The organism is Yoonia sp., assembly GCF_046498525.1.
Lineage (GTDB): Bacteria > Pseudomonadota > Alphaproteobacteria > Rhodobacterales > Rhodobacteraceae > Yoonia.
Window position 1 is genome coordinate 1 of sequence record NZ_JAWOAN010000082.1, and the last position, 23,261, is coordinate 23,261.

A 23,261-nucleotide genomic window follows, 5' to 3' on the forward strand; every position below is an offset into this window, starting at 1 on the left:
CGCGAACCTGACAAATGCGATCAAAGGCAGAGGCTGATCAATGGCGCTAAGCCGCAGATCATCGAACCGATTCCAAAACGCGATCTGGCCGGGTTTCGTGGACGCCATGACCGGGCTTTTGCTGGTCCTGATGTTTGTGCTGACCATATTTATGGTCATCCAATTCGTGCTGCGCCAGCAGATCACGGGACAAGAAACCGAACTGGACGCACTCAGCAATGAGGTGGCCGCATTGACGGCGACGCTTGGGCTTGAACGCGCTTCGAACGCGGCTCTGACCTCTGATCTGGAAGCGGCCAACGCCGAAGCCACGCGGCAAGCGGGCCGGATCGCGGCGCTGATCGCCGAACGCGAAGCCCAAGATCAGGCGCTGGCACAGGCGCAAGGCGCGATCACACAATTCGAAGCGCAAGTCGCCGGGTTGCTAAGTGAACGCAGCGAAGCGCTTGCCAATATTGCCGGCTTGGAAGCCGCGCAGGAACAGCTGTTGAGCGAACAGGAAGCACTTAATCTGGCGTTGGCCCAAGCACGGACCGAAATTGACGAAGGGGCCGAAGCAGCCCGACTTGCCGCAGCACGGCGCGAGGCGCTCGAGGCATTGGTCGCTGACCTTGAAACCGAAAACGATGCGCAAACCGCGCGTATTTCTGCGTTGGAGGCTGACCAGATCACCAGTGCTGCCGCAGCAGAAGCATTACGCGAACGACTTGCGAATGCCGATACCGAACTGACGGCCATGACCCTGAACCTCGAGCGGCAACGGCAAGAGGCAGAAGACACACTCACGCTTCTGGCCGCCGCACGCGCCGCGCAAGCAGAGTTGGACGCACTGCGCGGTTCGCTGGAAGATGAAAACGAGGCGTTGGCCGCAGAACTGCAACAGCTTCAGGGCAATCTGGGCGAACAATCCAGCGAGGCAGAACGGCAAGCTGCGCTGCTTGCGCTGGCAAACGAAGAACTTGCCGCGCAAGAGGCGCTGTCGGCGGAAAGCCAACGGCAGGTGGCCCTGCTGAACGAGCAGATCACGGAACTGCGCACGCAGGTCGGCAATCTGCAATCGCTTCTTAATCTCGCAGAAGAGGCCGACCGCGAAGCGCAAGTCCAGATCGAAACCTTGGGCACACAGCTGAATACCGCACTGGCGCGGGTGGTATCGGAGGAGCGCCAACGCCGCGCACTTGAAGAAGCAGAGCGCATCAGGCTTGAAGCCGAAGCCGCAAGACTTGAGGAAGAAGCAGAGCGTCTTGCAGCCGAAGCCGAAAACCTGTCGCGGTTCAAGTCCACCTTCTTTGGAGAGCTGCGTGAAATCCTTGAGGGGCAAGACCGCATCCGCATCGAAGGTGACCGTTTCATCTTCAACTCCGAAGTGCTGTTTGAACCCGGCAGCGCCGATCTGTCCGAAGCAGGCGAAAACGAGATTGCGGGTATTGCCGACATTTTGCGCAGTATCGCGGATGATATCCCCGAAGGCATCGACTGGGTGATCCGCGTAGACGGGCACACCGACAATATTCCGATCAATCCTGGCGGGCGCTTCGAAGACAACTGGGAGCTCAGCCAAGCGCGCGCTTTGTCCGTCGTGCGGTTCATGTCCGAAGATCTTGGGATCGATCCCCGTCGGCTCGCCGCGAACGGTTTTGGTGAATTCCAGCCGATCAACCCACTGGACACACCAGAAGCACGCGCCCAGAACCGCCGGATCGAGTTAAAACTGACCGAGCGCTAGAGGCCGCGCGTATACCGGCTGAGATAACCGTTCAGGTCAACCTGTGCACCCAACTGGCTTGCAAGCAGGAACATACCGCCGAACTTGCGCTGCAGAAGCAGGACATCAATGGGCAGCGGGGGCGGAATGAACCCATCTTCCGCCAGCGCCATGCCCGCATCCTGCATCGCACGCGGAAGCTGTTTGTCCGTGAAGTCGAAGGGACCATCCTTGCGTAGTGCGGCAAAGGCCATAAGCATCATGTCTATGATTGTTTGGCGATGTTGCGGTGCCGTATCGTGCGCGATAAATCCGATCTCTTCAGCGATAGTGCGCATCGCGTCTTGCTCATCCGACAGCCCCGCAGCCAGCAATTGCCGGTATTGACGGACGATTTCAGAATCCAGCACGCGGGTCGCCCCGAAATCCAGCAAGATAATCTGACAACTCGCCTTGTCATAGCGGTAATTGGCAAAATTTGGGTCCGTCTGCATGACGCCCTCAACGAACAATTCGCGCAGTGTCAGGCCGATCAGCGCATCGGCGATACTGTTTCTTTCCGGTTGCGGCTGCGTGAAGGCCGCTTCTATCGGTTCCCCTTCAACATAGGACATCGCAAGAATTTCTCGCGTACTCCAATCCGGAAAATGGGTGGGAACGGTAAAGAACGGCGCATCCGCCAGAAGCCGACCGAAAAGGGCAAGGTTTTCGCCTTCTTGTTCGTAATCCGTTTCCAGATGCAACTGTTTGCGCGCCTCTTCCAGATAGGGCGCCAGTTCAAACCCTTTGGGCAGCAACCCCGACATACGCAAGAGAGCGCCCACATTCGCCACATCACTGTCGATGCTTTTGGCGACGCCAGGATACTGCACCTTGATCGCAAGCTCTGTCCCGTTTTTCAGGCGGGCACGATGGACCTGCCCGATGGAGGCCGCGGCAATCGGTCGGACATCAAATTTGGCAAATTGGCCCAGCCAGCCATCCGGCCAGTTTGTATTCAGCACCTTCTTGAGCTGCGCCGGAGGCATGATATGCGCATCATCACGAAGCCGCGCCATGATTTGCGCCAATTCCGGTGGCAGGAATTCACCGGTATCCATGGACATCAACTGGCCGATCTTCATCGCGGCACCGCGCATTTGCGCAAGCTTTTCGGTCACGCGGGTGATGTTTTGCGGGGTCATCAGCAGGTCGCGCATGGCGGGCCGTTGACCCTGTGCCAATTGGCTCAGGCCATTGAATGCCATGTTGCCAGCCACACCTGCCGTCATCGTGCTCAGACGCGTAAAGCGGGACATGCGCCCGGAGGGGACGGCAAGCGCACGCGGTATCTCCGGTAATTTATCCGTCATTGTGCAACACTGGTTATTCGAAGTGGCGGTGTCATTTGTACATCTCTCGTCGATCACCGAAGTCCCTGACGCGTTTACGCCAGGCACGATAGCTGCCGGATTTGAGGTTATCCCTCATCAAGGCTTTGACGTCTTTTTCAAGGATTCCGTATTCGCGCCGAATATCCTGAAAGCTGACATGATCCGACAACGCCATCTGTATGATGTCGTCTATATGGGCGGGCGAAAATTTAGGGGTCTTGGACATATGCCTTGAAATAGGGGCGGAACCGCGCAAGGCAACCTGCGACAAAGATTGGGGCGATATGGCTTTAGGAAGCCAAGATCGTGATCGGGGTTCTCGGCCTTTGGGGACTGGCTATTTTCAACTTCGGTGTACCTGCCTTGGTCTGGCCAATGATGCTGATCGTTCCCAGCCTCGTTCTTGGGTTGGTGCTACTCACTTTAGGGATGTGAAGCATCCTGCAACCCTTGCGAAGAAAAAAGCCCGCTACTTATCCAAAGTAGCGGGCTTTTTTTTCATTACCAGTCGCTTAGTCAGCAGTCAGAAGCGGCGGTTTATTCCCGCCCCCTGCGATACGCCCTTGCGCAGGGGCCTCATATTTCAGGTCCAGTGCACCGTTCTTGACGCCAACCTTGACGATCCCGCCTTTGACCAGTTTGCCAAAGAGTAGCTCTTCTGCCAGTGGCTTTTTGATGTGTTCCTGAATAACGCGACCCAGCGGGCGCGCACCCATTTTTTCATCATAGCCCTTGTCGGCCAGCCATTCAGCAGCCGCAGGTGTCAGTTCGATATGGACGTTGCGGTCCATCAGTTGCGCCTCGAGTTGCAGCACGAACTTCTCGACAACCTGCATGATCACTGTTTTCGGCAGCGCACCAAAGCTGATGATCGCGTCCAGACGGTTGCGGAATTCCGGTGTGAAGGTCCGTTCAATGGCGGCCGTATCTTCGCCCGTCCGTGTTTCACGACCAAAGCCCATCGCATTCTTCGACATTTCTGCCGCACCCGCGTTGGAGGTCATGATGATGATCACGTTGCGGAAATCCGTTGTTCGCCCGTTGTGGTCGGTCAACTTGCCGTGGTCCATCACCTGCAAGAGGATGTTATAGACGTCAGGGTGCGCTTTCTCCATCTCATCAAGCAACAGCACACAGTGTGGGTTCTGATCAACACCGTCGGTCAGCATACCGCCCTGATCAAAGCCGACATATCCCGGAGGCGCACCGATCAAGCGTGAAACGGCATGCTTTTCCATGTATTCGGACATGTCAAAGCGCATCAACTCTACACCCAGCGTATCCGCCAGTTGTTTTGCCACTTCCGTTTTACCCACACCGGTCGGCCCTGCGAACAGGTAGTTGCCAATCGGCTTTTCAGGTTCACGCAGACCAGCCCGCGCCAGTTTGATCGCCGATGACAGGGCTTCAATCGCCGTATCTTGGCCAAAGACCACGCGCTTGAGAGACTTTTCAAGGTCCCTCAGAATCTCTGCGTCGTCTTTCGATACGCTCTTGGGCGGAATCCGCGCAATCTTTGCCACGACATTCTCGATTTCTTTGGCCCCAATCGTCTTACGACGCTTGCTTTCTGCAACCAAGTGCTGGGCCGCTCCTGCCTCATCGATCACGTCGATGGCTTTATCGGGCAGCTTGCGATCGTTGATGTAACGGGCCGACAGTTCCACCGCAGTCTTGATCGCATCTGCGGTATATTTGATGCTGTGATGCTCTTCGAAGTAAGGCTTCAGACCCTGCAGAATCTTGATCGCGTCAGGAACCGAAGGCTCTGTCACGTCAATCTTCTGGAACCTGCGGGAAAGTGCACGGTCCTTTTCGAAATGCTGGCGGAATTCCTTGTAGGTGGTCGACCCCATGCAACGCAACTTGCCACCCTGCAACGCAGGCTTCAGCAGGTTTGATGCATCCATCGCACCACCAGAAGTCGCACCCGCACCGATCACGGTGTGGATTTCGTCAATGAACAGCACCGCATCAGGGTGGTCTTCCATCTCGGTCATCACCGCTTTCAGGCGTTCTTCAAAATCACCGCGATAGCGGGTACCAGCCAGCAGTGCGCCCATATCCAGCGAATAGATCGTCGCTTTCGACAGCACCTCTGGCGTTTCACCGTTCACGATTTTGAAGGCCAGACCTTCGGCGATTGCAGTTTTACCCACCCCAGGATCACCCACCAGCAGCGGGTTGTTCTTACGGCGGCGGCAAAGCACCTGGATGCAGCGCTCAACCTCATGGGCCCGACCGATCAGCGGATCGACATCACCTTTCTTCGCCTTCACGTTCAGATCGACGCAGTATTTCGCCAATGCGCTTTCTTTTTGGTCGGCTTCGCCGGGGGCAATCGTTTCTCCCTCGTCGGTTGAGCCGGTCACCGGACGCGCTTCTCCGAAAGCAGGGTCCTTGGCAACGCCATGCGCGATAAAGTTCACGGCGTCGTAGCGGGTCATATCCTGCTCTTGCAGGAAATACGCCGCATTGCTTTCGCGTTCCGCAAAGATGGCGACCAGCACGTTGGCACCGGTCACTTCACTGCGACCGGAAGACTGGACATGGATCGCCGCACGCTGGATCACCCGCTGGAACGCAGCGGTGGGTACAGCTTCGGACCCTTCGACATCAGTAATCAGCGTCGAAAGATCATCTGAGATGAAACTATCCAGATCCTTGCGCAGATCATCAAGATCAACCGAGCAGGCGCGCATCACGCGGGCTGCGTCGGGTTCATCAATCAGCGCCAGAAGCAAGTGTTCCAGCGTGGCAAGTTCATGTTTGTGTTCATTGGCCAGCGCCAGTGCGCCGTGAATGGACTGCTCAAGTGTTGTCGAAAATGATGGCACGTCTTGTGCTCCTTCATATCGGGGGTCGGCATCTGCAATGCACACACCAACCGTGGCCTCTTACCCTTAAAGTTTGGTTTTATTCCCCAACCTTCAAGGACTTTTTTCGTATTTGGCATCACAAATCGCGTGATACTCGGTTTTTGACCCGCTTTTGACCATGCTCTCACATTTTCATGATCAAAACTTGTCTTTTCGCGACCGTGCAAAAGCGAACACATCCACCGCGGATGCATCGTTCATGCCAAGAGCGGCTTTGAATTCGGGAACATCGGCGCGCAAGAACGGGTTTGTACGCTTCTCTTCGGTCAAGGTTGACGGGACCGTTGGTTTGCCCACCGCACGGGCGGCGTCGATCCTCTTGGTACGAGAGATAAGGTCAGGATTATCCGGGTCAAGGGATACAGCGAAACGCGCGTTCGATTCTGTGTATTCATGGCCGGAACATACCAGCGTATCATCGGGCAAAGCGCGTAGCTTCTGCAGGCTGTCCCACATCTGTGCAGGGGTCCCCTCGAACAGACGGCCACAGCCCAGCGCCATCAGGCTGTCTGCGGTAAAGACCAGCCCGGCATCAGGCATATGATATGCAATATGGCCGATGGTGTGGCCTGAAACGTCGAGAATATGGGTCCGCTGGTCGCATACGGCAATCTCGTCCCCCTCTGTGACGGCAAGGTCAAGATCAGGCAAGCGACGCGCATCCGCCTTGCCACCGATCACCCGCGCATTGCCGCGCAGGGCGGCGACCCCGTCGATATGGTCATTATGGTGATGCGTGATGAGAATATCCGTCAAGGTCCAGCCACGCGCATCCAACTCGGCCTGAATCGGGGCCGCCTCGGGCGCGTCGATCAGCGCCGTCTGCTGTGTCTTGGAATTATGCACGAGAAATGCGTAGTTATCGCGCAGGCACGGCACGACGACCAATTCGACCGCTGATGTGTTTGTCATGGAAAAGTGCCTCTCTGTTGATATGCTGCACCCATAGCTTTGCCGAAGGAGCCGCAAACCGCAATGCATCTCGACGTCCTGGATTTGCGAAACTTCTATTATCGCAGCACGCTCGGGCGTGCGGCGCAAAAGGTGATCCGTGACGAGTTGTGCGCGATATGGCCAGAGGCAAAGGGGCAGATGGTGGTCGGCTTTGGATTTGCCCTGCCCTTGCTGCGCCCCTTTCTGAAGGATGCGCGCCGTGTGATCGGGCTGATGCCGGGACCGCAGGGGGTGATGCCCTGGCCTGCGGATGGCAAGAACGTCAGCGTGCTGTGCGAAGACACACTTTGGCCCATCGAAACAGGGCGTGTCGACAAGCTTGTCATGCTGCACGGGCTGGAAACGACCGAACAACCCTCTGTCCTGCTGGACGAGGCATGGCGGGTGCTTGGTCCGGGCGGGCGGGCGGTGTTCATCGTGCCGAACCGTGCGGGGCTTTGGTCGCGGTCTGATGCCACGCCATTCGGTTACGGGCGTCCCTACTCCCTCAGCCAGCTTGAAGCGCAATTGCGGCGGCATCAATTCGTGACAGAGCGCACGATGTCGGCGCTCTTTCAGCTACCTTCAGAACGCAAAATCTGGCGCAAATCGGCCGGCTTTCTAGAAAAGATCGGACATAATTTACCCGTGATCGCCGCAGGTGGCGTGCTGATTGTCGAGGTCAGCAAACAGACGGTCGCACCGACAAGGCCGGGCCTGACCGAAGCAGTCCGGAAACCATTGAAGGCGTTTGAAGGCATATCAAAGCCCAAGCCCGAGGCTGCGCCCTCGCGGATGATCGTCAACCAGGTAAACTTAAAGTGGGTCGGCTAATACAAGTACCCAGTACAAGTCGCGTCCACTTCCTGCCTTTGCTAGTCCAAAATGCTCAAACTCAGGGTTTTCATTATTTTTCCGGTGTCCAGTCGAATCCTGCCAGTCATCCAATACCGAAGCCTCGCTCTGCTGGCCTTTTGCGATGTTCTCGCCGACATAACGATGACGATAGCCGGTTTCTCTGACCCGCAACCCAACATCCGAGTTATCGCTGCCTGTATGACTGAAGAAATCATTCGCATGCATGTCATTGGCATGGCGTCGGGCGGCAGAGCCCAACCGACTTTCGTAAGATACCGGGTTAGCGCCGACTTCACTACGCACCCCGTTGAGCATGCTTTCAAATGTCGTACTGGGAGCTTCGGAAATAGCGATCTGCGGCTGGTCCTCGATCGTGAGGACCCCCCGACTCACACTCACGTCAGATGTACTCCCTCCGGCACCCCCACACGCAGCAGTAAGACAGATCGCAGCAAGTGGAAGGACAGGTCTCATTCGGATGACTCCCTTGGGTGCTGACACCGGATATGCGAAAGGCACTCCGGAGCAAAAAACTGGCCTAATGAATCATCATCATTTAGGCAGAAATATGGCGAACCTCTGCTGTGCGCACGGCGGTAAGTTGCTGATGTGCACGCCTGCAACTGCCATGACCGTCATCGGCTTGCGTGCTGCTGTTTTCTTTGTATTGCTGCCCGCCAAATGACAGTGAACATCACATGATTGCCGCTAAATTGCGCAAGTTGCTTTGGACGATTGCGCTCAGCGGTGCGGCGACGGCAGGCGTGAGCCAAGAAGCCACCACCGAGCTTCAAACGCAAGCCGAAGCAGCGCTGGTCAACGGCAATCCACTGCGGGCCGCACAGCTTTCCATGGGCATTCTGGAAGCGAACCCGGATGATTTTGCAGCGCTCTTCATTGTGGCCCTCGCCCAGTCCGATCTGGGTGAGGACGCGCTGGCGGCGACCATCGCAGAGCGTGCCTATAACGTCGCACGCGAGGATCAATCACAGTTTCAGGCCGCGCGCCTTGTCGCCAGTACCCGGTTTTCGATGGGGCAATACGTGCGTGCTGAATTTTGGCTGCGCCGTGCTGCCAACCACGCAAAAACCGAGCAAGACGTCCAGACAGTCGCAAGCGAATACCGCGCCGCGAACCGCGCCAACCCCCTGACCTTGCAATTCACGGCATCGGTTGCGCCCTCTAACAACATCAACGACGGTTCCGAGGATGGCGTCCTCAACTTCGAAACAATCGGGTTGTCGGTGTTGTTGCCCGAGGACCAGTTGGCATTGTCCGGTATTGAATTCGCGGGGAGCGCGCGCCTGAATTATCGGATTTCAGAGCATGATCGACAACGCACCTCGCTCACCGGGTTGCTATCCGGCGAAACCTACCGGCTGTCCCAAGAGGCAAAGGAAATACTTGCCTCTTCTCCCAATGAAGATGTCAGAGCCGTCGAAGGCACAGATTTTTCCACATTGCTCGCAGAGGTCGGCATTACGCATCAGCGATCAGGGCTGAGCCCGCTTGGACCGGTCAGCCTGAGCCTGAATTTCGGTACCTATTGGGAAGGCCCGGAACGACTTGTAAATTATCAAGATTTGATCGTTCAGCATAGTATCCCGATCGACGACAACGACATCTTCTTGATCAGGGCTTCAGTCAGGGATCAACAGGCACTGAAATCAACACTGGTCGATTCAATGACATACGACCTGATCGGATCATACAACCGGACACTTGCCAGCGGCGATCAACTGTCACTGAGCTTGGGCTGGCGGCAGAGCGAAGCAGGATTTGAAAACACCTATTTTGAGTACCGCACAGGCATCAACTACGCGCTGAACCAGCCCGTGTTTGGGGCGCGCCTATCGACTTCGTTCGAAATTGGATACCGGACCTATGACACATTCGCGACGACACTCGATGGCAGGGACGACCAGTTCGTCACCGCACAGACAGATGCCATCTTTGAGCAAATGTCTTATTTCGGCTTCTCGCCCAGCATGTCCATTTCCGCCACGCGTACGGAATCAACTGCCGAAGAAAACACTTCATCTGCCGTGCAGGTTCTTTTTGGGATCGAGTCCAACTTTTAGGTCATGCCGTTTGCATCCGGACAGCAAAGCCAACTATGCAGTCACGATGAGTGATCATTTCGAAATTTTCATGGTGGGAACACCCGGACTGGAAAAAGCGCTTCTGTCAGAGGCGCTTGAACACGGCTTTGCCGATGCGAAAGAAACCGCCGGTGGTGTGACCATAAACGGCACATGGGAAGACGTCTGGCGCGCCAACCTCGTCATGCGCGGTGCGACACGGGTGCTTGCGCGGGTGGGCAGCTTTATGGCGTTCCATCTGGCGCAATTGGATAAACGCGCGCGCAAGTTCCCGTGGGCTGATGTCCTGCGCCCCGATGTGCCCGTGCGGGTCGAGGTCAGCACCTCGCGAAAGTCGAAAATCTACCACGCTGGTGCCGCCGCCCAACGGATCGAAACCGCGCTGAAAGAAAGCCACGGCATGATTATCAGCGCCGATGCGCCGGTCACGGTCAAGTTGCGGATCGATGACAACCGGGTGACTGTCAGCGTGGATACATCCGGCGAAAGCCTGCACAAACGCGGGCACAAAGAGGCTGTGGGCAAAGCCCCCATGCGTGAAACGCTGGCCGCGCTGATGCTACGCGAATGCGGATACGATGGGCACGAACCGGTGCTGGACCCGATGTGCGGGTCAGGTACGTTTCTGATCGAAGCCGCCGAAATCGCGATGGGGCTGAACCCGGGTCGGACCCGCGACTTCGCGTTCCAACAGCTCGCCACCTACAACGCCGACGCTTGGCAAGACATGCGTATGGTGGGTGAAACCCACGCGCCCACCCAACACTTCCAGGGCAGTGACCGTGACGCAGGTGCGATCCGTATGGCGACCGCAAACGCGGATCAGGCAGGTGTCGGCGATCACATCACTTTCGAAAACCTCAACGCTGCCGATATCAAGCGACCCGAAGGCCCGCCGGGCCTGATCATCTGCAACCCACCCTATGGCGGGCGGATCGGCAACCAGAACATGCTTTACGGGGTTTATGCGGGTCTGGGCGAGGCGATCAAACGCGAATTCTCTGGCTGGCGGGTCGGGATCGTGACCAGCGAAGCCGGCTTGGCCAAGGCGACAGGTTTGCCATTCAATCCCAAGGGCGCTCCAATTCCGCATGGCGGGCTGAAGGTGTGGCTCTTCCAAACAGGCACACTCTAACTCCTGTTATTACTGGCCCAAAAAATATCCCCGCCGGAGGCTCCTGCCCTCTCAGACAGTCACACCATGACGCCTCACTTCAATCCCCGCCGCCTGCATCGCTGTCGCTGCAATATCCACCGCCGTCAGCCCCGCGTCCGCATACATCACATCGGGCGATGCGTGATCAATATAACGATCAGGCAGCGTCATCGTCCGCACCTGACAGCGCCCATCGAGCAATCCGTCATTCGCAAGATCATGCAGCACCATCGCGCCGAAACCGCCCTGCGCACCTTGCTCGACTGTGATCAGTGCCTTGTGGTTTCGCAGCAGTTGCCGGATCAAAGCATGATCCAGTGGTTTGGCAAAACGCGCATCAGCGATAGTCGTGGAAACACCCTGTGCCGCCAGTTTCTCGGACGCTTTCCGGCACTCTGCCAAATGCGCACCGAACGACAGAATTGCAACGTCCGACCCCTCCTGCACAATGCGGCCCTTGCCGATTTCGATCAGTTCACCACGTTCCGGCAGCTCGATCCCGACGCCTTCGCCACGGGGATAGCGGAACGCTATCGGCCCTTCGTCATAGGCCGCGGCAGTTCGCACCATATGCATCAGCTCCAGTTCATCACCGGCGGCCATGACGACCATATTGGGCAATGCCGACATATATCCGATATCAAACGCCCCCGCGTGGGTCGGGCCGTCAGCGCCCACAAGCCCCGCACGATCAATCGCAAAGCGGACGGGCAGGTTTTGCAGGGCTACATCATGAACGACCTGGTCATAGCCACGTTGCAGAAATGTCGAATAAATCGCACAGAACGGTTTCAGCCCACTTGCCGCCATACCGGCAGCAAAAGTGACACCGTGTTGTTCGGCAATCCCCACATCAAACACACGGTTCTTGAAACGGGCACCCATGATATCGACACCCGTGCCCGAGGGCATCGCGGCGGTAACTGCGACGATTGCGGGGTCCAACTGCGCTTCGGTCGTCAGGGCCGTGCCGAAAACCTTGGTATAACTTGGTGCATTGGGGCGCGATTTGGACTGCGCACCGCTCGCCACATCGAATTTGGAAACACCATGCCCGCGGTCAGCACTTGTTTCGGCGGGGGCATAGCCCTTGCCCTTGGTCGTGCAGACATGGATCAGAACGGGGCCTGTCGCGCGGGTGCGCGCGGCACGCAAAACCGGCAAAAGCTGGGACATATCGTGGCCGTCAATCGGGCCGACATAGGAAAACCCCAATTCTTCAAACAACGTACCGGACCCACCTGTCTGCATCCCTGTCACCAGATGACGCGCGCGGCGGGCATGGTCGCGCAGGGGCCCGGGCAATGCGGCCTCGAACCCTTCGGCCATCTTGTGCAGATCACCCATCGGCGAGGCATAGAGCCCGGACAGGTACTTGGACATGGCACCGACGGGCGGCGCAATCGACATTTCGTTGTCATTGAGGATCACAAACAGGCGGCGCCCCTCGGCGCCCGCGTTGTTCATAGCCTCATAGGCCATGCCCGCACTGATCGATCCATCCCCGATCACGGCAATCGCATCACCGGTCGGCATGCCCATGTCGCGGCCAACGGTAAAGCCCAGAGCGGCGGAAATAGAGGTGCTGGAATGGGCCGCGCCAAAGGGATCGTATTTACTCTCGCTCCGTTTTGTGAAACCTGACAGCCCGCCTTCCTGACGCAGAGTACGGATACGGTCGCGGCGGCCCGTCAGCACCTTATGGGGATAGCATTGGTGCCCCACATCGAAAATCAGCTTGTCGCGTGGCGTGTCAAAGACAGCGTGGATCGCAACCGTCAGCTCCACGACCCCCAGCGACGACCCCAAATGGCCGCCCGTTTCGGACACTGCAGAGATCACCTCGGCGCGCACATCATCGGCCAGATTGGCGATGGCTGTGTCGTTCATCCGTCGGATATCCGCAGGGCCAGCGATACTGTCAAGAAACGGCGTTTGTGGGCGATCAGTCATAACGGCACCTCTGTGCTAAAAAAAGCGTCGCAACCGGGTTACCCCGCTTGCGACGCCTGGTTCCTGTAGCCAACAGGAAGGGAACTGGGGTTCTCACCCCAATATCGGACCAGCCAGGGAAGGTGGCCCGATGGCATAGAAACAGGCGATGCGTCGCGCGTCGCCTGCTTCAATTTCGTCAGACCTGTCCGGTCTCTGTAGCCTCGATCATCATGGACGACCGATTGATCGGATCAGGCGTTTCGCGGCTCTGTTCAGGCAGTATCCGGCCGATAAAGGCCATGGCTGCAATCACGAACCACAAGGTAAGGACGAACACTGCCGCATAACCTGCACCCTTGAGCATCAAGAGCGTGATATCGGCGGTGAGCCTGCTCTTTTCGCTCATATCGAGGATGTTGTCGTTTTTCATCATCTCTCTCCTTAGTTCAGAGGCGCGTAGCCATGCTGCTGCGCCCAGACAAACCAGTTATCAACTACTGTACCGGTCAGCAGAATTCCGATGCCGCCAGTCAGCGTCGTCAATACCGCGAACCACCACGCCCAGCGGTGGATACCTTCCATGGTGGCGTTAAAGCCCATGGTCCAGCGCCAGAAGAGTGCCGCACGCTCGGTCGCGGTACCACGATCCACGATCTGTTCGATTTCGCGTTCGCCGCCAAAGCGGCTGACGGCAAGGATCGTCGCACCGTGCATCGCGAAAAGCAGGGCAGAACCATAAAGGAACACGATACTCAGCGCGTGGAACGGATTGTAGAACAGGTTGCCATATGTGATCGAAAACAGGTTGGTCCAGTCAAGGTGTGAGAAAATGCCATAAGGCACCATCTCGGACCAGTCGCCCATCAGGATCGGACGGAACAGACCCAGCACGAGGAACAACCAGATCGCAGAGGCGAAAGCCCATGCTACGTGCTTGCCCATACCCAGCGCTTCGGCCCGCAGATATGTCCGCACCCACCATGTGAGCACCGATATCAGCAGGAAGAACGACGCGATCATGAAGTAACCGCCGTCATTCATCGGGGGCATACCCAGTCCATAGCCCGGAGAAGGCGGATCCAGCGACAGCCAGAAGAGATCCCTCAGGAAGATCGCCGGGTTATAATCGGCCTGCGCCCAGAAGGACAAACCCACCATGACGAACCAGACCAGACCGGTCGCCAGCGAGATGACCCCGAAGGAGCCCAGATAGATCGGGCCCAACTGTGCGTTCCCGAACCAGCCCGCAATCTTCGAAAAGCTCGCGCCCTTGCCGCGGTCGATCGCGGTGCCGTCGTAGGCGTCTATGCCCATTTCAGGTGGTCCTTGGACCTGAACCTGCGTGAAGATGTTTTGATATTCAGCCATTATTCATATCCTCCTACAGATCGACCCACCAAGGGAGTTCATAGTACCAGTCCCACCAGATGATCCATTCTTCGAACCAGACGGTGCCGGAAATCACGATACAGATCGCAGACCAGAAACCCGCGTTCAGCGCGAGAAACAGACCAAGACGGTGAATGCCCAATGGCCCGATGGAATAACCGATCAGATCACGGAAATAGGTATCTTCATGGTCCGGTGACTTGATCTCCTGGCCCTTAGGCGGGTTCACGGCCGACAGCACCAGCGACCCGTGCAGTGCAAGTGCCAGACAGGTGGTGAAGAAGAACGTGATCGCGATCATGTGCGCGGGATTGTAATGGAAATTGCCGTAAGCGTATCCCACGTTATTTACCCAATCGAGGTGACTGAAAATGCCGTAGGGGAAACCATGCCCCCAAGCGCCCAGCAATACCGGGCGGATCACCACAAGGGTCACATAGGCAAAGATCGCCACGCCAAAGGCAAAGGGCACATGGTAGCCGATACCAAGTTTGCGGCAAATCTCGACCTCCCGCATCATCCAGCTGACAAAGGCGCCAACGGCACAGATCGTGATGATCTGCCAAAGGCCGCCTTCCATCAGCGGAGCGGCACCCAAACCGTAATCGAGCGGTGGTGGATCGATGGAAATCAACCACGGATTCCATGTGGGGCCCTGGCTGGCCCCGTAAAATATCAAAATCGTCCCAAGGACGGCGAAAAAGAACGTTGTGACCCCGAAGAAGCCAACGTAAAATGGCCCCACCCAAAAGTCGAACAGATCGCCGCCTACCAGTGTCCCGCCACGGACACGGTATTTTCTCTCGAAGCTGAGCTGTGCCATCTTCTAATCTCCATTCTAGACAGGCCCTGCATCCGCGTTCCGGTGCGCCCTGTCATCGTCAATGTCGGTGTTTGCTACGGGCAGACGTGGCCCGCCCGTAGCTTAGTCTTGCGGCAAAAGCCGATTACATTCCGCCAAAGGCGAGCTGGAACCAGTTTGTGCTTTCATTGCTCAGCAGGACGAGGTGAATCATCGCTGCGAGAAGGAACAGGAATACGCCCTGAGCCACGAATACGCGGCGTGGGTCGAATACCAGCCAGATCTTGTAGAACTGTGCCATGTGCTATTCCTCTCCTACCAGCTGAACCAAGGAAGCTTGATGTACGTCAGCACGTGAGCAACAACGGCTACGATCGTGAAGATCGTGAACCCGCTCATGTAAACTGCGTGCAGCTCTTGGGCCTGCTCGTCTGTGAGACCTGTGAAAGACAGGTCAGATTTGTCAGCCATGTTTTGTCTCCAAAATAAAATACTGACGCCGCGCACCCCCCGCGGCCGGGTTACGACAGAAGCTCTTCCTCTGCCCCAATCCATCACCCCGGGGGGGAATGATGAACGTCGGATGCCCGTTTCCGGGCAAAACTGTTATCGTCGCGATCATGCGCTGAAGATCTGCGGCGTAATAATGCGGGCCTGTGTCCAGGCCTTGGCGAACGGTCCCTTTTCAGGCAGTTCCATCCGGCGCGTCGCAGACAACACCCATGTCAGGATGCAAAGCGGCAGTGTGGCCAGAAAGATCACTGCAAAATAGGCATAGTACTCGCGTTTTGGCGGCGCGGACCGGACCCGTGAGGTGGGGATATCTGTTGTAAAATCGGTCATTTGCGTCCTCCAGAACTGGGTTGCAGTGTTTCGACGGTTTCAAGAACCACCCGGTCGTCGCCGGCGTCGAGGGCTGCACGCTCGGCTGCGTCGCGCAGCGTTTTTGCGGCAGAAATTCGGGTCAGGATCGGGTGGGTTGCCACGATCTCGTCCAGTTTGGCTTGCGCATCCGCGTCCCATGGGAAATCGCGTCGCAACGGTGTCAGCGTGGCGTCCGTTTCATCCATCTCGCTGCCCAAGGGCAGGATGTGGAACAGCGCATCAAAGAGGCCGTTGCAGACCTCTTGCAGCAGATAAGTGGCCCCGGCGTAGCCCATGAAAGGCGTGCCTGTGGCACGGCGGATCGCAGCACCCGGGAAACTGGCGGGAAGGAAGACCGGCGATGGACCATGCCCTGCCTTCATTTCGGCCATATACATTTTCTCGTTGATGGAGCCGAGGACGATTAGCGGGCGTTTCGTATGAAGCAGGCTGCGCACTTCGTCGTTGTTCGTCTTCTTGCCGCGTGTCCGGGCAACGGCAAATGCGCAAGGAAAGCCAAGGTCGCCCTCAAGGAAATGTCGTATGCCACGGGCATAGGTTTCGTTCGCAACAACAGCAAATTCAGCCGTCGCAAAGAAATCCTGCGTGACAGAGCGCCACAAATCCCAAACCGGTTTGATGGTCGAATGCTTCTCGCGCTCGATGAACGGTTCAGGGTCGAGCCCCGTCAATTCACCCAATTTGCGCAGGAATTTTGTCGTTGAATCGATGCCAAAGGGTGCTTGCAGATACGGCTTGCCCAGCACCTCGCACAGACCACGCCCGAACTCGCGATACATCGTGACATTCACATCGGCATTTACCAGATTGCGCATCTCGGCGACGTGAGCACCCAGCGGCATCACCATGTTGACCTCTGCCCCGATCCCTTCGACCAGACGCCGGATTTCGGCTAGATCAGACGGCATATTGAATGCGCCATACATCGGCCCCAGGATGTTCACGCGCGGCGCGGCACCCTCTTCGCGCTTTTTCTCGGGCGGCATCCGGCCTTTTGTCATGCCAAATTCGGTGAAAATCCATGTCATCGCGCGATCAGCACATTCCCACTGATCCTCATCAATGGTGCGGGGCAGAAAGCGTTGAATATTCGTGCCCTGCGGCGTGACGCCGCCACCGATCATCTCTGCGATCGAACCCGTCACGACAACGGCAGGCAGCGCGGGATCAAGTGTTTCCCAGGCCCGCTTCATCGCCTGCTCGGTGCCTTCGCCCATCTCGGTTTCGGCAAGACCAGTCACGACAATCGGTAGTTCATGCGGCGGCAAGCCGTCGGTGTAGTGCAGGACAGATGTAACCGGCAGATTTTCGCAACCTACAGGGCCGTCGATGACAACCTGCAAACCTTTGACGGCGCAGAATGCATAAACTGCACCCCAGTATCCACCCGCGCGATCATGATCAGTGACTAGCATCAAATCATCTCCTGCGCTTTGGCGGCACGCGCCATTTTGTCGAGCTTTTTCTGGTGTGCGGCACGGAAATCAGGGCGCAAATTGGGCGCGCCTTCCCAGACGCCGGCAGTGTCATCCTTGCCCACACCCTCGAAGAACGCGCGCATTGTATCCATCTTTTCCTTGCCGGCAATCGCGGCATTCACGACCTGCGCCAATGAACCAGCGCCAGCAGGCCCCATCAAAGGACGCGCTGAAATCAGGTTGGTAAAGTAAAGCGACGGAATGCCAGCTTCTTTCGCATGCTGCACAACAGGCGTCGTGCCAATTGCGAGGTCAGGCTTGATAGCGTCGACAGCCGCCAGATCATCCTCAAGCGAGGCACGATAGACAACCTTTACCCCTTTAGCGGCGAGCCATTCAGCATCGGGGCGCGACCATTCGGTCTTGGGGCAAGCCGTGCCGACGTAAGGCACATCAGCACCGCTTTCGATCAGCAAACGCGCGACCAGTAATTCGGAACCCTCGTAGCCCGAGAGCGTAACCGTCCCGTTGATCTGAGCCCCGGCCAAAGCACCCTTTATCGCCGGCAAGAACGCATTCTGTGCTGCTGCAATCTGGTCAGGCTTCACATTGTAGGCGTCACCGATCGCGGCCAGCCACTCTGCGGTGCCATCATGTCCGACAGGGGCAGAGCCCACAATCTTGCGACCAGCGCCTTGGAACTCACGGATAGCAGAGGTGTAGAACGGGTGGATCGCCGCCGCGACACCGCAATCGAGCGCCGCATAGAGTTCACGCCATTCGCGGGTCGGCACGACCGGACCGGCAGCCAGACCCATCGGGGCAAGCATCGCGCCGATCATCATCGGATCAGCGGGGAACATTTCGCCCAGCAACGCAACGGCAGGACGGTCGGATTTGCCGCCAACAGGGCGCGCAACCGGGCCAGCTTTTACTTCTTGGCGGGCATAGTTCAGCATCGCACCGGCCAAGACGTCCTTTGCCTCGGCATGGGTCGGAATTCCAAACCCCGGCACATCGATTCCTACGATCCGCACGCCGTTGATCTCTTTCGGCAAGAGCCGCAGTGGCACACCAGAAGCCGTTGGCACACACAGATTTGTAACGACGATCGCATCATAGCGATCTGGGTCCGCCATGTCGTGGACACTCTCGCGAATGTCCTCGAACAGTTTACCCGTCACCAATGTCTCGGAATTGAACGGGACATAGCCAACAGACCGGCGCGCCCCATAAAAATGTGAAACAAACGTGAGGCCGTACACACAACAAGCCGAACCGGATAATACCGTGGCCACACGCTTCATCCGAAGGCCTACACGCAAAGACCCGAACGCCGGGCACATGCTCTGCGGTTGGTCGTGGGGTCCTTGCGGATAATCCTTCGCGTATTGGTCAAGTATCTCGGATTTGCCAGCGGCACGCGCCGCAGCTTCCATAGTGCCCGCACTTGCGGTGCAACCACCCTCAAGCGCTGTCGCTTGCGTGCCGGCATCCAACGGGTCAGACGATTCCTCACGCGCGGCACCTTCGATGATCTGGACCTGCCCAGCGTCATCATAGCCAACCTCGTAGCCTTTGGTGTCTGAATCATGCGTCATATTTGACGGACTCCTTGGCGGCAGGTGCGGACGCCATAATGTCGCACAACAGGCGTGACATTTGTGCGGGTGTTGCGCGGGCAAGCATCTCTTGCACCTCGCGTTGAACTTTGCTGTCTGGATTAGGCGTCGTCATAAATCACCTCCAGGCTCTCTTTGGGCTGGGCGTTCTTGCCACGCATGTCGACATCGGTGGCGGGCACCAACTGGTAGTCGCCACCCGTATCTTTGGCGTCGAACAGGCCAAGCAACCCATCTTGATCAAGCGGGTTCGGGCGGACAGGCGGGGCAATACCCACAGCATCGGCAAGCCCTTCAAACATCGGGCCCCATTCGCTTTCGTAGGTTCCAACAATCTGATAATTAGCGCTTTTCTTTCTCAGATCGTCATTTTGCGGGATTGCAGCCAGGATAGGTATGCTAACAGCTTCGGCGAAAGCCTGTGCCTCTCCTGAGCCGTCATCTTTGTTGATGACAAGTCCAGCGACCCCAACGTTGCCACCCAGTTTTCGGAAGTATTCGACCGCCGAGCAGACATTGTTAGCAACATAAAGCGATTGGAGATCATTGGAGGCAACCAGGATAACTTTCTGCGCCATATCGCGCGCGATCGGCAGGCCGAAGCCGCCACAAACAACATCGCCAAGGAAATCAAGCAGGACATAATCAAAGTCCCAATCGTGAAAACCCAGCTTTTCAAGCAATTCAAAGCCGTGGATGATCCCGCGGCCGCCACAACCGCGGCCCACTTCAGGGCCGCCAAGTTCCATCGCAAAGACACCACCGCGCTTGAAGCAGACATCGCCGATCGCGACTTCTTCACCCGACAGTTTCTTTTTCGCGGACGTTTCAATGATCGTCGGGCAGGCCTTGCCACCGAACAGCAGGCTTGTCGTGTCAGACTTGGGATCGCAACCGATGAGCAGCACGCGCTTGCCCATCTCGGCCATCATATGGCTGAGGTTCGCGAGCGTGAAAGATTTGCCGATACCGCCTTTGCCATAGATCGCAATGATCTGGGTCTTCGAGGTCGGCTCGCCTTGCGGCACTTCGAGGTTCGGTTCTTCGTTCGCCTCATCGCGCAAGCGTTGGTCGAAATCCTTCAGGTTTGGAATTTCATCTTTCATGCGGTTCCCCAGTTCAAAATCATCTTCAGGCAGGCAGGATCGGTAAAGGCGGTTTCATACGCCCCACTCGCCGCCCGTGCGGGTTGTTCATGGGTAATCAGGTCGGCCAAATCCAAAACACCCGCTTCGACCAAGGCTTTGGTCGCCGTCATGTCATCAGGCGCCCACTCGGCGCTGATGCGAAAACGGGCCTCTTTCATGAAGGCGGGCGGAAAGGCAAATTGCAGTGGTGCGGTGTAGAAACCCGCTAAAACGATCTCGCCGCCCTTGGCGATACGGCCAATCCAGTCATTGAGCAGGTCACCACGACCGGACGCATCGTATACCGATTTGTAATCGCGACGTTCGTCCAATTCAGGCGTCGTGACCTCATAGCCATTGGCACCATCCATGCGCAGCGGATCAACTTCCCAGACTGTTGGTGCCGGCGCACCCGAAGCTACGGTCAAACGCGCCAGAAGGCGGCCCAGCACACCATGACCGATGATCAGATCGGGAACGGCCTTGTTCGGCCCGGCCATCGCATGGCGGGCCGTCGCTGCAAGGGCAAGCAAGGCACCGGCAGCGCCAAGCCCACGATCAATACGCGTCACGCGCGCAGCTTTCGTAACGATTGTCTGCGCTGCCGCCCCGAACAAACCGTGCGCACCTTCGTAACAGCTCGCACCGGGGACAAAGACATGCTCCCCCACGCGATATCCGCTGTCAGAACCGGCCTCGACGACTTCACCGGCGGCTTCGTATCCGGGAATAAGCGGATAGCCCATTCCGGGGAACGGAGGCATTTCACCCGTCCAAAAGAGTTTTTCAGTGCCAGTGGAAATGCCGGAATGCGTGATCGCTACAACAATATCGTCGACCGCAGGTGGAACGATTCCCACTGTATCAAGCGCCAGCTTTCCCGGTGCTGATAATATAACGGCCTGTGTTTGCAACGTTCTTCCCTCCGGTGCGCGGGGTTTTTCAATCCCGCCTTCGACACTCTGTCCTGACTTACTTTAGCCTTACACGCCGTAGTGTCAATTAAATTAGACAGTGAAAGTGTCAACTTTTCTTTACACCTTCCACAATTGACGTAATGAACGGACGGCGCGCCCGTGGTGCATGGATTTCGTCGAAGCCCGCCTGCGACATCAGTGCTGCGATTTGCGCCTGAGAGCGTGCACGCCCTGTCCGCATTGCCATGCAATAAAGCGCAAAATACGCGTCGCCCGCACGTTGCGGCGCATCGCCGCCGGTCATCGGTTCCGAGACAAGAACACGCCCTCCTTCGGGCAGCGCGTCATGGACAGACTTGAGAAGGCCAGTCACCGTTTCATCGGCGTGATCATAAAGAACACGCACAAGACTGATCAGATCCGCCCCCTGCGGAAGCGGGTCATCACGGAAAGACCCCGGCACAATTTCAACCCTATCGCCCAACCCGGCCGCCGCAAAACGGTCAGTCGCCGCAGGGACAACGGCAGGCAGATCGAAAAGTGTCATGCGCAATGCGGGATTGGCGACCCCAACAGCCGCCAGAAAGGCACCCGTTCCACCACCAACATCAAGAATATGCGTACGGTCCGAAAACCCGACCATTGCCAGAGTATCTTCGGCAACCAGAGCCTGACTGTCCGCCATGAGTTGCGAATACGTCGCAGTCGTTTGCGGGTCCGTCGCACCGCCTGCACCAAAAACATAGGGCCAGAACCCAGCCAACTCTGTCTCGACTTCACCACGAAAGAAGGCGACAGGGTCCGCCAGATCGCGGTAAAGTACATCGTGATGGTCGATCATGCCTGCAAGTCCCGGAACACCCGCAAGCGCGGCCCCTCTGGTGGTAAGCGCAAAGCGGCCCGACTGGCGCCGCTTGATCAGGTTTAACGACGTGGCCGCTGCCAATAGGACCTGCATCCGCTCCGATGGTACATCCACCCGAGATGCCAGCGCACCGGCGGTCATTTCACGTTCCAGCAGAATTTGGGGGATGTCCAGTCGCACAACGGTCAATAGAATCTGGCTGTGGCAAAAGCCTGCGACCAGATCGAACAGCGCTTCGCCTTCTGATCTGACCATGCGCCGCGTCAGCGGGAAACGGGCAGCCCAACTTTGAAACCGCCGCGACGCGACAAGACGCGTAAAACGGCCAGCCTGCTTTTCAGCCCCACGCGGCAACGCGGGCTTGGGCAGGGGGCTGTCGAAGTATTTCATTATTCGCCCGGAACGGTCGGCCTGCTGCGCGCGCCCGCAGGCACCAGTTTGTCAGCATATGCCCGAACCATTTGCGCCAACGCAGCCTCACCCGGACAGGCTGGGATTGATGAAATGGCACCACCCAGAATGTCATCGAAGCGCCTGATCGCACCTGCGACCCCATAGGCCGCGACAGCATTCGGGCGACCATGCAGATCATCCTGACCTGCCGGTTTACCCAAAGTGTCCTGATCGCACAGCGCGTCCCTCAGATCGTCGGCAACCTGAAAAGCCTCACCGATGCGTGCGCCCAGTTCTTCCCAAGGCTCTGCCTCTTGGCCGGCTGCCACAGCACCCATCTGGGTCGCGGCAATGAACAACGCACCCGTCTTGGCCTGATGATAGGCAGAAAGATCAATCGCATCTTCGCTTTCCCAACCCTGACCGGCGCAGATCCCGAAAGGCATACCGGTCCGCGTGCCCAGAATATCGATCAGGCGCAGCGCGCGGTCCGGTGCGCCACCCGCCGCACGTGCCAAAAGCTGAAAGCCCATGATGATCAGGCTATCGCCCGCCAGCACGGCCAGCGGCTCTGAAAACGCGCGGTGCAGCGCAGGTTTGCCACGCCGCAAGTCGGCATCGTCAAAGCAAGGCAGGTCGTCGTGCACAAGGCTCGCGCAATGGACCACCTCAAGCGCGACCGCGGCCGCGTTTGTGAGTTCGGGATGGTCGTCGCCACAGGCCATCGCGACAGAAGTCAGGATCGTCGGCCTGATCCGCGCACCGCCGGGTGTAACTGCATATTCCAACGCCGCCGCAAGTTTGGCAGGGGCAACGCCGCCCTGACCCGTCTTGATGGCGTCCGCCATGGCTGCATCAATGCGCTCCGAGATTCTCATACGCGTCTCCTTTGCAATCTATAG

23 protein-coding genes are annotated in these 23,261 nt (G+C 57.5%); 5 read left to right on the plus strand and 18 right to left on the minus strand.

What is annotated here, in order from left to right; genetic code table 11:
• Nucleotides 1–40 precede the first annotated feature (40 nt).
• Nucleotides 41–1,726, plus strand: a complete 1,686-nt coding sequence (locus R6T97_RS05245) for a peptidoglycan -binding protein (protein ID WP_410348248.1) — start codon at nucleotides 41–43, stop codon at nucleotides 1,724–1,726.
• On the opposite strand, the gene R6T97_RS05250 is transcribed toward R6T97_RS05245, so the two are convergent.
• From R6T97_RS05250 to gloB, 4 genes are all read right to left on the minus strand, one after another.
• Nucleotides 1,723–3,057, minus strand: coding sequence for an ABC1 kinase family protein (locus tag R6T97_RS05250; protein ID WP_410348249.1), 1,335 nt, complete (start codon nucleotides 3,055–3,057; stop codon nucleotides 1,723–1,725). The genes R6T97_RS05245 and R6T97_RS05250 overlap by 4 nt on opposite strands.
• Before the next feature lie 31 nt (nucleotides 3,058–3,088).
• Complete coding sequence (locus R6T97_RS05255) at nucleotides 3,089–3,304, minus strand: DUF2805 domain-containing protein (RefSeq protein ID WP_410348250.1); 216 nt, start codon at nucleotides 3,302–3,304, stop codon at nucleotides 3,089–3,091.
• Nucleotides 3,305–3,590: 286 nt separating this feature from the next.
• Nucleotides 3,591–5,915 carry an ATP-dependent Clp protease ATP-binding subunit ClpA gene (gene clpA, locus R6T97_RS05260; protein WP_410348251.1) on the minus strand — a complete coding sequence of 775 codons (2,325 nt, stop codon included), beginning with the start codon at nucleotides 5,913–5,915 and terminating at the stop codon, nucleotides 3,591–3,593.
• Nucleotides 5,916–6,095: 180 nt separating this feature from the next.
• Nucleotides 6,096–6,869 carry a hydroxyacylglutathione hydrolase gene (gloB, locus tag R6T97_RS05265; protein WP_410348252.1) on the minus strand — a complete coding sequence of 258 codons (774 nt, stop codon included), beginning with the start codon at nucleotides 6,867–6,869 and terminating at the stop codon, nucleotides 6,096–6,098.
• Between the two features lie 63 nt (nucleotides 6,870–6,932).
• On the opposite strand from gloB, the gene R6T97_RS05270 reads away from it, so the two are divergent.
• Entirely contained in the window at nucleotides 6,933–7,724 is a 792-nt protein-coding gene (locus tag R6T97_RS05270; protein WP_410348253.1) for a class I SAM-dependent methyltransferase, read from the plus strand.
• Here the strand turns inward: R6T97_RS05270 and R6T97_RS05275 are convergent.
• The gene (locus R6T97_RS05275) at nucleotides 7,707–8,147 is read right to left on the minus strand and encodes a CAP domain-containing protein (RefSeq protein ID WP_410348254.1); all 441 of its coding nucleotides are present in this window, start codon (nucleotides 8,145–8,147) and stop codon (nucleotides 7,707–7,709) included. The genes R6T97_RS05270 and R6T97_RS05275 overlap by 18 nt on opposite strands.
• An 88-nt stretch (nucleotides 8,148–8,235) precedes the next feature.
• On the opposite strand from R6T97_RS05275, the gene R6T97_RS05280 reads away from it, so the two are divergent.
• The 3 genes from R6T97_RS05280 to R6T97_RS05290 are packed head-to-tail and all read left to right on the plus strand — an operon-like array spanning nucleotide 8,236 to nucleotide 10,985.
• Nucleotides 8,236–8,433, plus strand: coding sequence for a hypothetical protein (locus R6T97_RS05280; RefSeq protein WP_410348255.1), 198 nt, complete (start codon nucleotides 8,236–8,238; stop codon nucleotides 8,431–8,433).
• Nucleotides 8,434–8,446: 13 nt separating this feature from the next.
• On the plus strand, nucleotides 8,447–9,829 hold the full coding sequence (locus tag R6T97_RS05285; protein ID WP_410348256.1) for a tetratricopeptide repeat protein: 1,383 nt from the start codon (nucleotides 8,447–8,449) through the stop codon (nucleotides 9,827–9,829).
• Between the two features lie 46 nt (nucleotides 9,830–9,875).
• Complete coding sequence (locus tag R6T97_RS05290) at nucleotides 9,876–10,985, plus strand: class I SAM-dependent RNA methyltransferase (RefSeq protein ID WP_410348257.1); 1,110 nt, start codon at nucleotides 9,876–9,878, stop codon at nucleotides 10,983–10,985.
• Nucleotides 10,986–11,036: 51 nt separating this feature from the next.
• Here the strand turns inward: R6T97_RS05290 and dxs are convergent, their stop codons facing one another.
• The 13 genes from dxs to R6T97_RS05355 all read right to left on the minus strand — a co-directional run bounded on the left by dxs (nucleotide 11,037) and on the right by R6T97_RS05355 (nucleotide 23,237).
• Nucleotides 11,037–12,959 carry a 1-deoxy-D-xylulose-5-phosphate synthase gene (dxs, locus tag R6T97_RS05295; protein WP_410348258.1) on the minus strand — a complete coding sequence of 641 codons (1,923 nt, stop codon included), beginning with the start codon at nucleotides 12,957–12,959 and terminating at the stop codon, nucleotides 11,037–11,039.
• A gap of 178 nt (nucleotides 12,960–13,137) precedes the next feature.
• Nucleotides 13,138–13,371 (minus strand): RC-LH1 core complex protein PufX, encoded by a 234-nt coding sequence (pufX, locus tag R6T97_RS05300; protein WP_410348259.1) that lies wholly within the window; start codon nucleotides 13,369–13,371, stop codon nucleotides 13,138–13,140.
• 11 nt (nucleotides 13,372–13,382) lie between these two features.
• On the minus strand, nucleotides 13,383–14,309 hold the full coding sequence (gene pufM, locus R6T97_RS05305; protein WP_410348260.1) for a photosynthetic reaction center subunit M: 927 nt from the start codon (nucleotides 14,307–14,309) through the stop codon (nucleotides 13,383–13,385).
• 13 nt (nucleotides 14,310–14,322) lie between these two features.
• Nucleotides 14,323–15,153 carry a photosynthetic reaction center subunit L gene (gene pufL, locus R6T97_RS05310; RefSeq protein WP_410348261.1) on the minus strand — a complete coding sequence of 277 codons (831 nt, stop codon included), beginning with the start codon at nucleotides 15,151–15,153 and terminating at the stop codon, nucleotides 14,323–14,325.
• A 124-nt stretch (nucleotides 15,154–15,277) separates the two neighbouring features.
• Nucleotides 15,278–15,433 (minus strand): light-harvesting antenna LH1, alpha subunit, encoded by a 156-nt coding sequence (pufA, locus tag R6T97_RS05315; protein ID WP_019954421.1) that lies wholly within the window; start codon nucleotides 15,431–15,433, stop codon nucleotides 15,278–15,280.
• A gap of 14 nt (nucleotides 15,434–15,447) precedes the next feature.
• Complete coding sequence (pufB, locus tag R6T97_RS05320) at nucleotides 15,448–15,603, minus strand: light-harvesting antenna LH1, beta subunit (RefSeq protein WP_008231906.1); 156 nt, start codon at nucleotides 15,601–15,603, stop codon at nucleotides 15,448–15,450.
• A 147-nt stretch (nucleotides 15,604–15,750) separates the two neighbouring features.
• Nucleotides 15,751–15,975, minus strand: a complete 225-nt coding sequence (pufQ, locus tag R6T97_RS05325) for a cytochrome PufQ (RefSeq protein ID WP_410348262.1) — start codon at nucleotides 15,973–15,975, stop codon at nucleotides 15,751–15,753.
• Nucleotides 15,972–17,432 (minus strand): chlorophyllide a reductase subunit Z, encoded by a 1,461-nt coding sequence (gene bchZ / locus R6T97_RS05330; RefSeq protein WP_410348263.1) that lies wholly within the window; start codon nucleotides 17,430–17,432, stop codon nucleotides 15,972–15,974. The genes pufQ and bchZ overlap by 4 nt, the downstream gene beginning before the upstream one ends.
• The gene (gene bchY / locus R6T97_RS05335; protein WP_410348264.1) at nucleotides 17,432–19,036 is read right to left on the minus strand and encodes a chlorophyllide a reductase subunit Y; all 1,605 of its coding nucleotides are present in this window, start codon (nucleotides 19,034–19,036) and stop codon (nucleotides 17,432–17,434) included. The genes bchZ and bchY overlap by 1 nt, the downstream gene beginning before the upstream one ends.
• A 122-nt stretch (nucleotides 19,037–19,158) precedes the next feature.
• Nucleotides 19,159–20,163 (minus strand): chlorophyllide a reductase iron protein subunit X, encoded by a 1,005-nt coding sequence (locus R6T97_RS05340; RefSeq protein ID WP_410348265.1) that lies wholly within the window; start codon nucleotides 20,161–20,163, stop codon nucleotides 19,159–19,161.
• Nucleotides 20,160–21,098, minus strand: coding sequence for a chlorophyll synthesis pathway protein BchC (gene bchC / locus R6T97_RS05345; RefSeq protein ID WP_410348266.1), 939 nt, complete (start codon nucleotides 21,096–21,098; stop codon nucleotides 20,160–20,162). Before bchC ends, R6T97_RS05340 begins: the two co-directional genes overlap by 4 nt.
• A gap of 109 nt (nucleotides 21,099–21,207) precedes the next feature.
• Complete coding sequence (locus R6T97_RS05350; RefSeq protein WP_410348267.1) at nucleotides 21,208–22,356, minus strand: methyltransferase; 1,149 nt, start codon at nucleotides 22,354–22,356, stop codon at nucleotides 21,208–21,210.
• On the minus strand, nucleotides 22,356–23,237 hold the full coding sequence (locus tag R6T97_RS05355) for a polyprenyl synthetase family protein (protein WP_410348268.1): 882 nt from the start codon (nucleotides 23,235–23,237) through the stop codon (nucleotides 22,356–22,358). Before R6T97_RS05355 ends, R6T97_RS05350 begins: the two co-directional genes overlap by 1 nt.
• Nucleotides 23,238–23,261 lie beyond the last annotated feature (24 nt).

Bases quoted from the DNA above. Each gene is read 5' to 3' on its own strand.
- R6T97_RS05245 (WP_410348248.1), top strand. From the start codon at position 41: ATGGCGCTAAGCCGCAGATCATCGAACCGATTCCAAAACGCGATCTGG.
- R6T97_RS05250 (WP_410348249.1), bottom strand. From the start codon at position 3,057: ATGACGGATAAATTACCGGAGATACCGCGTGCGCTTGCCGTCCCCTCC.
- R6T97_RS05255 (WP_410348250.1), bottom strand. From the start codon at position 3,304: ATGTCCAAGACCCCTAAATTTTCGCCCGCCCATATAGACGACATCATA.
- gloB (WP_410348252.1), bottom strand. From the start codon at position 6,869: ATGACAAACACATCAGCGGTCGAATTGGTCGTCGTGCCGTGCCTGCGC.
- R6T97_RS05270 (WP_410348253.1), top strand. From the start codon at position 6,933: ATGCATCTCGACGTCCTGGATTTGCGAAACTTCTATTATCGCAGCACG.
- R6T97_RS05285 (WP_410348256.1), top strand. From the start codon at position 8,447: ATGATTGCCGCTAAATTGCGCAAGTTGCTTTGGACGATTGCGCTCAGC.
- R6T97_RS05290 (WP_410348257.1), top strand. From the start codon at position 9,876: ATGAGTGATCATTTCGAAATTTTCATGGTGGGAACACCCGGACTGGAA.
- dxs (WP_410348258.1), bottom strand. From the start codon at position 12,959: ATGACTGATCGCCCACAAACGCCGTTTCTTGACAGTATCGCTGGCCCT.
- pufX (WP_410348259.1), bottom strand. From the start codon at position 13,371: ATGAAAAACGACAACATCCTCGATATGAGCGAAAAGAGCAGGCTCACC.
- pufM (WP_410348260.1), bottom strand. From the start codon at position 14,309: ATGGCTGAATATCAAAACATCTTCACGCAGGTTCAGGTCCAAGGACCA.
- pufL (WP_410348261.1), bottom strand. From the start codon at position 15,153: ATGGCACAGCTCAGCTTCGAGAGAAAATACCGTGTCCGTGGCGGGACA.
- pufA (WP_019954421.1), bottom strand. From the start codon at position 15,433: ATGGCACAGTTCTACAAGATCTGGCTGGTATTCGACCCACGCCGCGTA.
- pufB (WP_008231906.1), bottom strand. From the start codon at position 15,603: ATGGCTGACAAATCTGACCTGTCTTTCACAGGTCTCACAGACGAGCAG.
- pufQ (WP_410348262.1), bottom strand. From the start codon at position 15,975: ATGACCGATTTTACAACAGATATCCCCACCTCACGGGTCCGGTCCGCG.
- bchZ (WP_410348263.1), bottom strand. From the start codon at position 17,432: ATGCTAGTCACTGATCATGATCGCGCGGGTGGATACTGGGGTGCAGTT.
- bchY (WP_410348264.1), bottom strand. From the start codon at position 19,036: ATGACGCATGATTCAGACACCAAAGGCTACGAGGTTGGCTATGATGAC.
- R6T97_RS05340 (WP_410348265.1), bottom strand. From the start codon at position 20,163: ATGAAAGATGAAATTCCAAACCTGAAGGATTTCGACCAACGCTTGCGC.
- R6T97_RS05350 (WP_410348267.1), bottom strand. From the start codon at position 22,356: ATGAAATACTTCGACAGCCCCCTGCCCAAGCCCGCGTTGCCGCGTGGG.
- R6T97_RS05355 (WP_410348268.1), bottom strand. From the start codon at position 23,237: ATGAGAATCTCGGAGCGCATTGATGCAGCCATGGCGGACGCCATCAAG.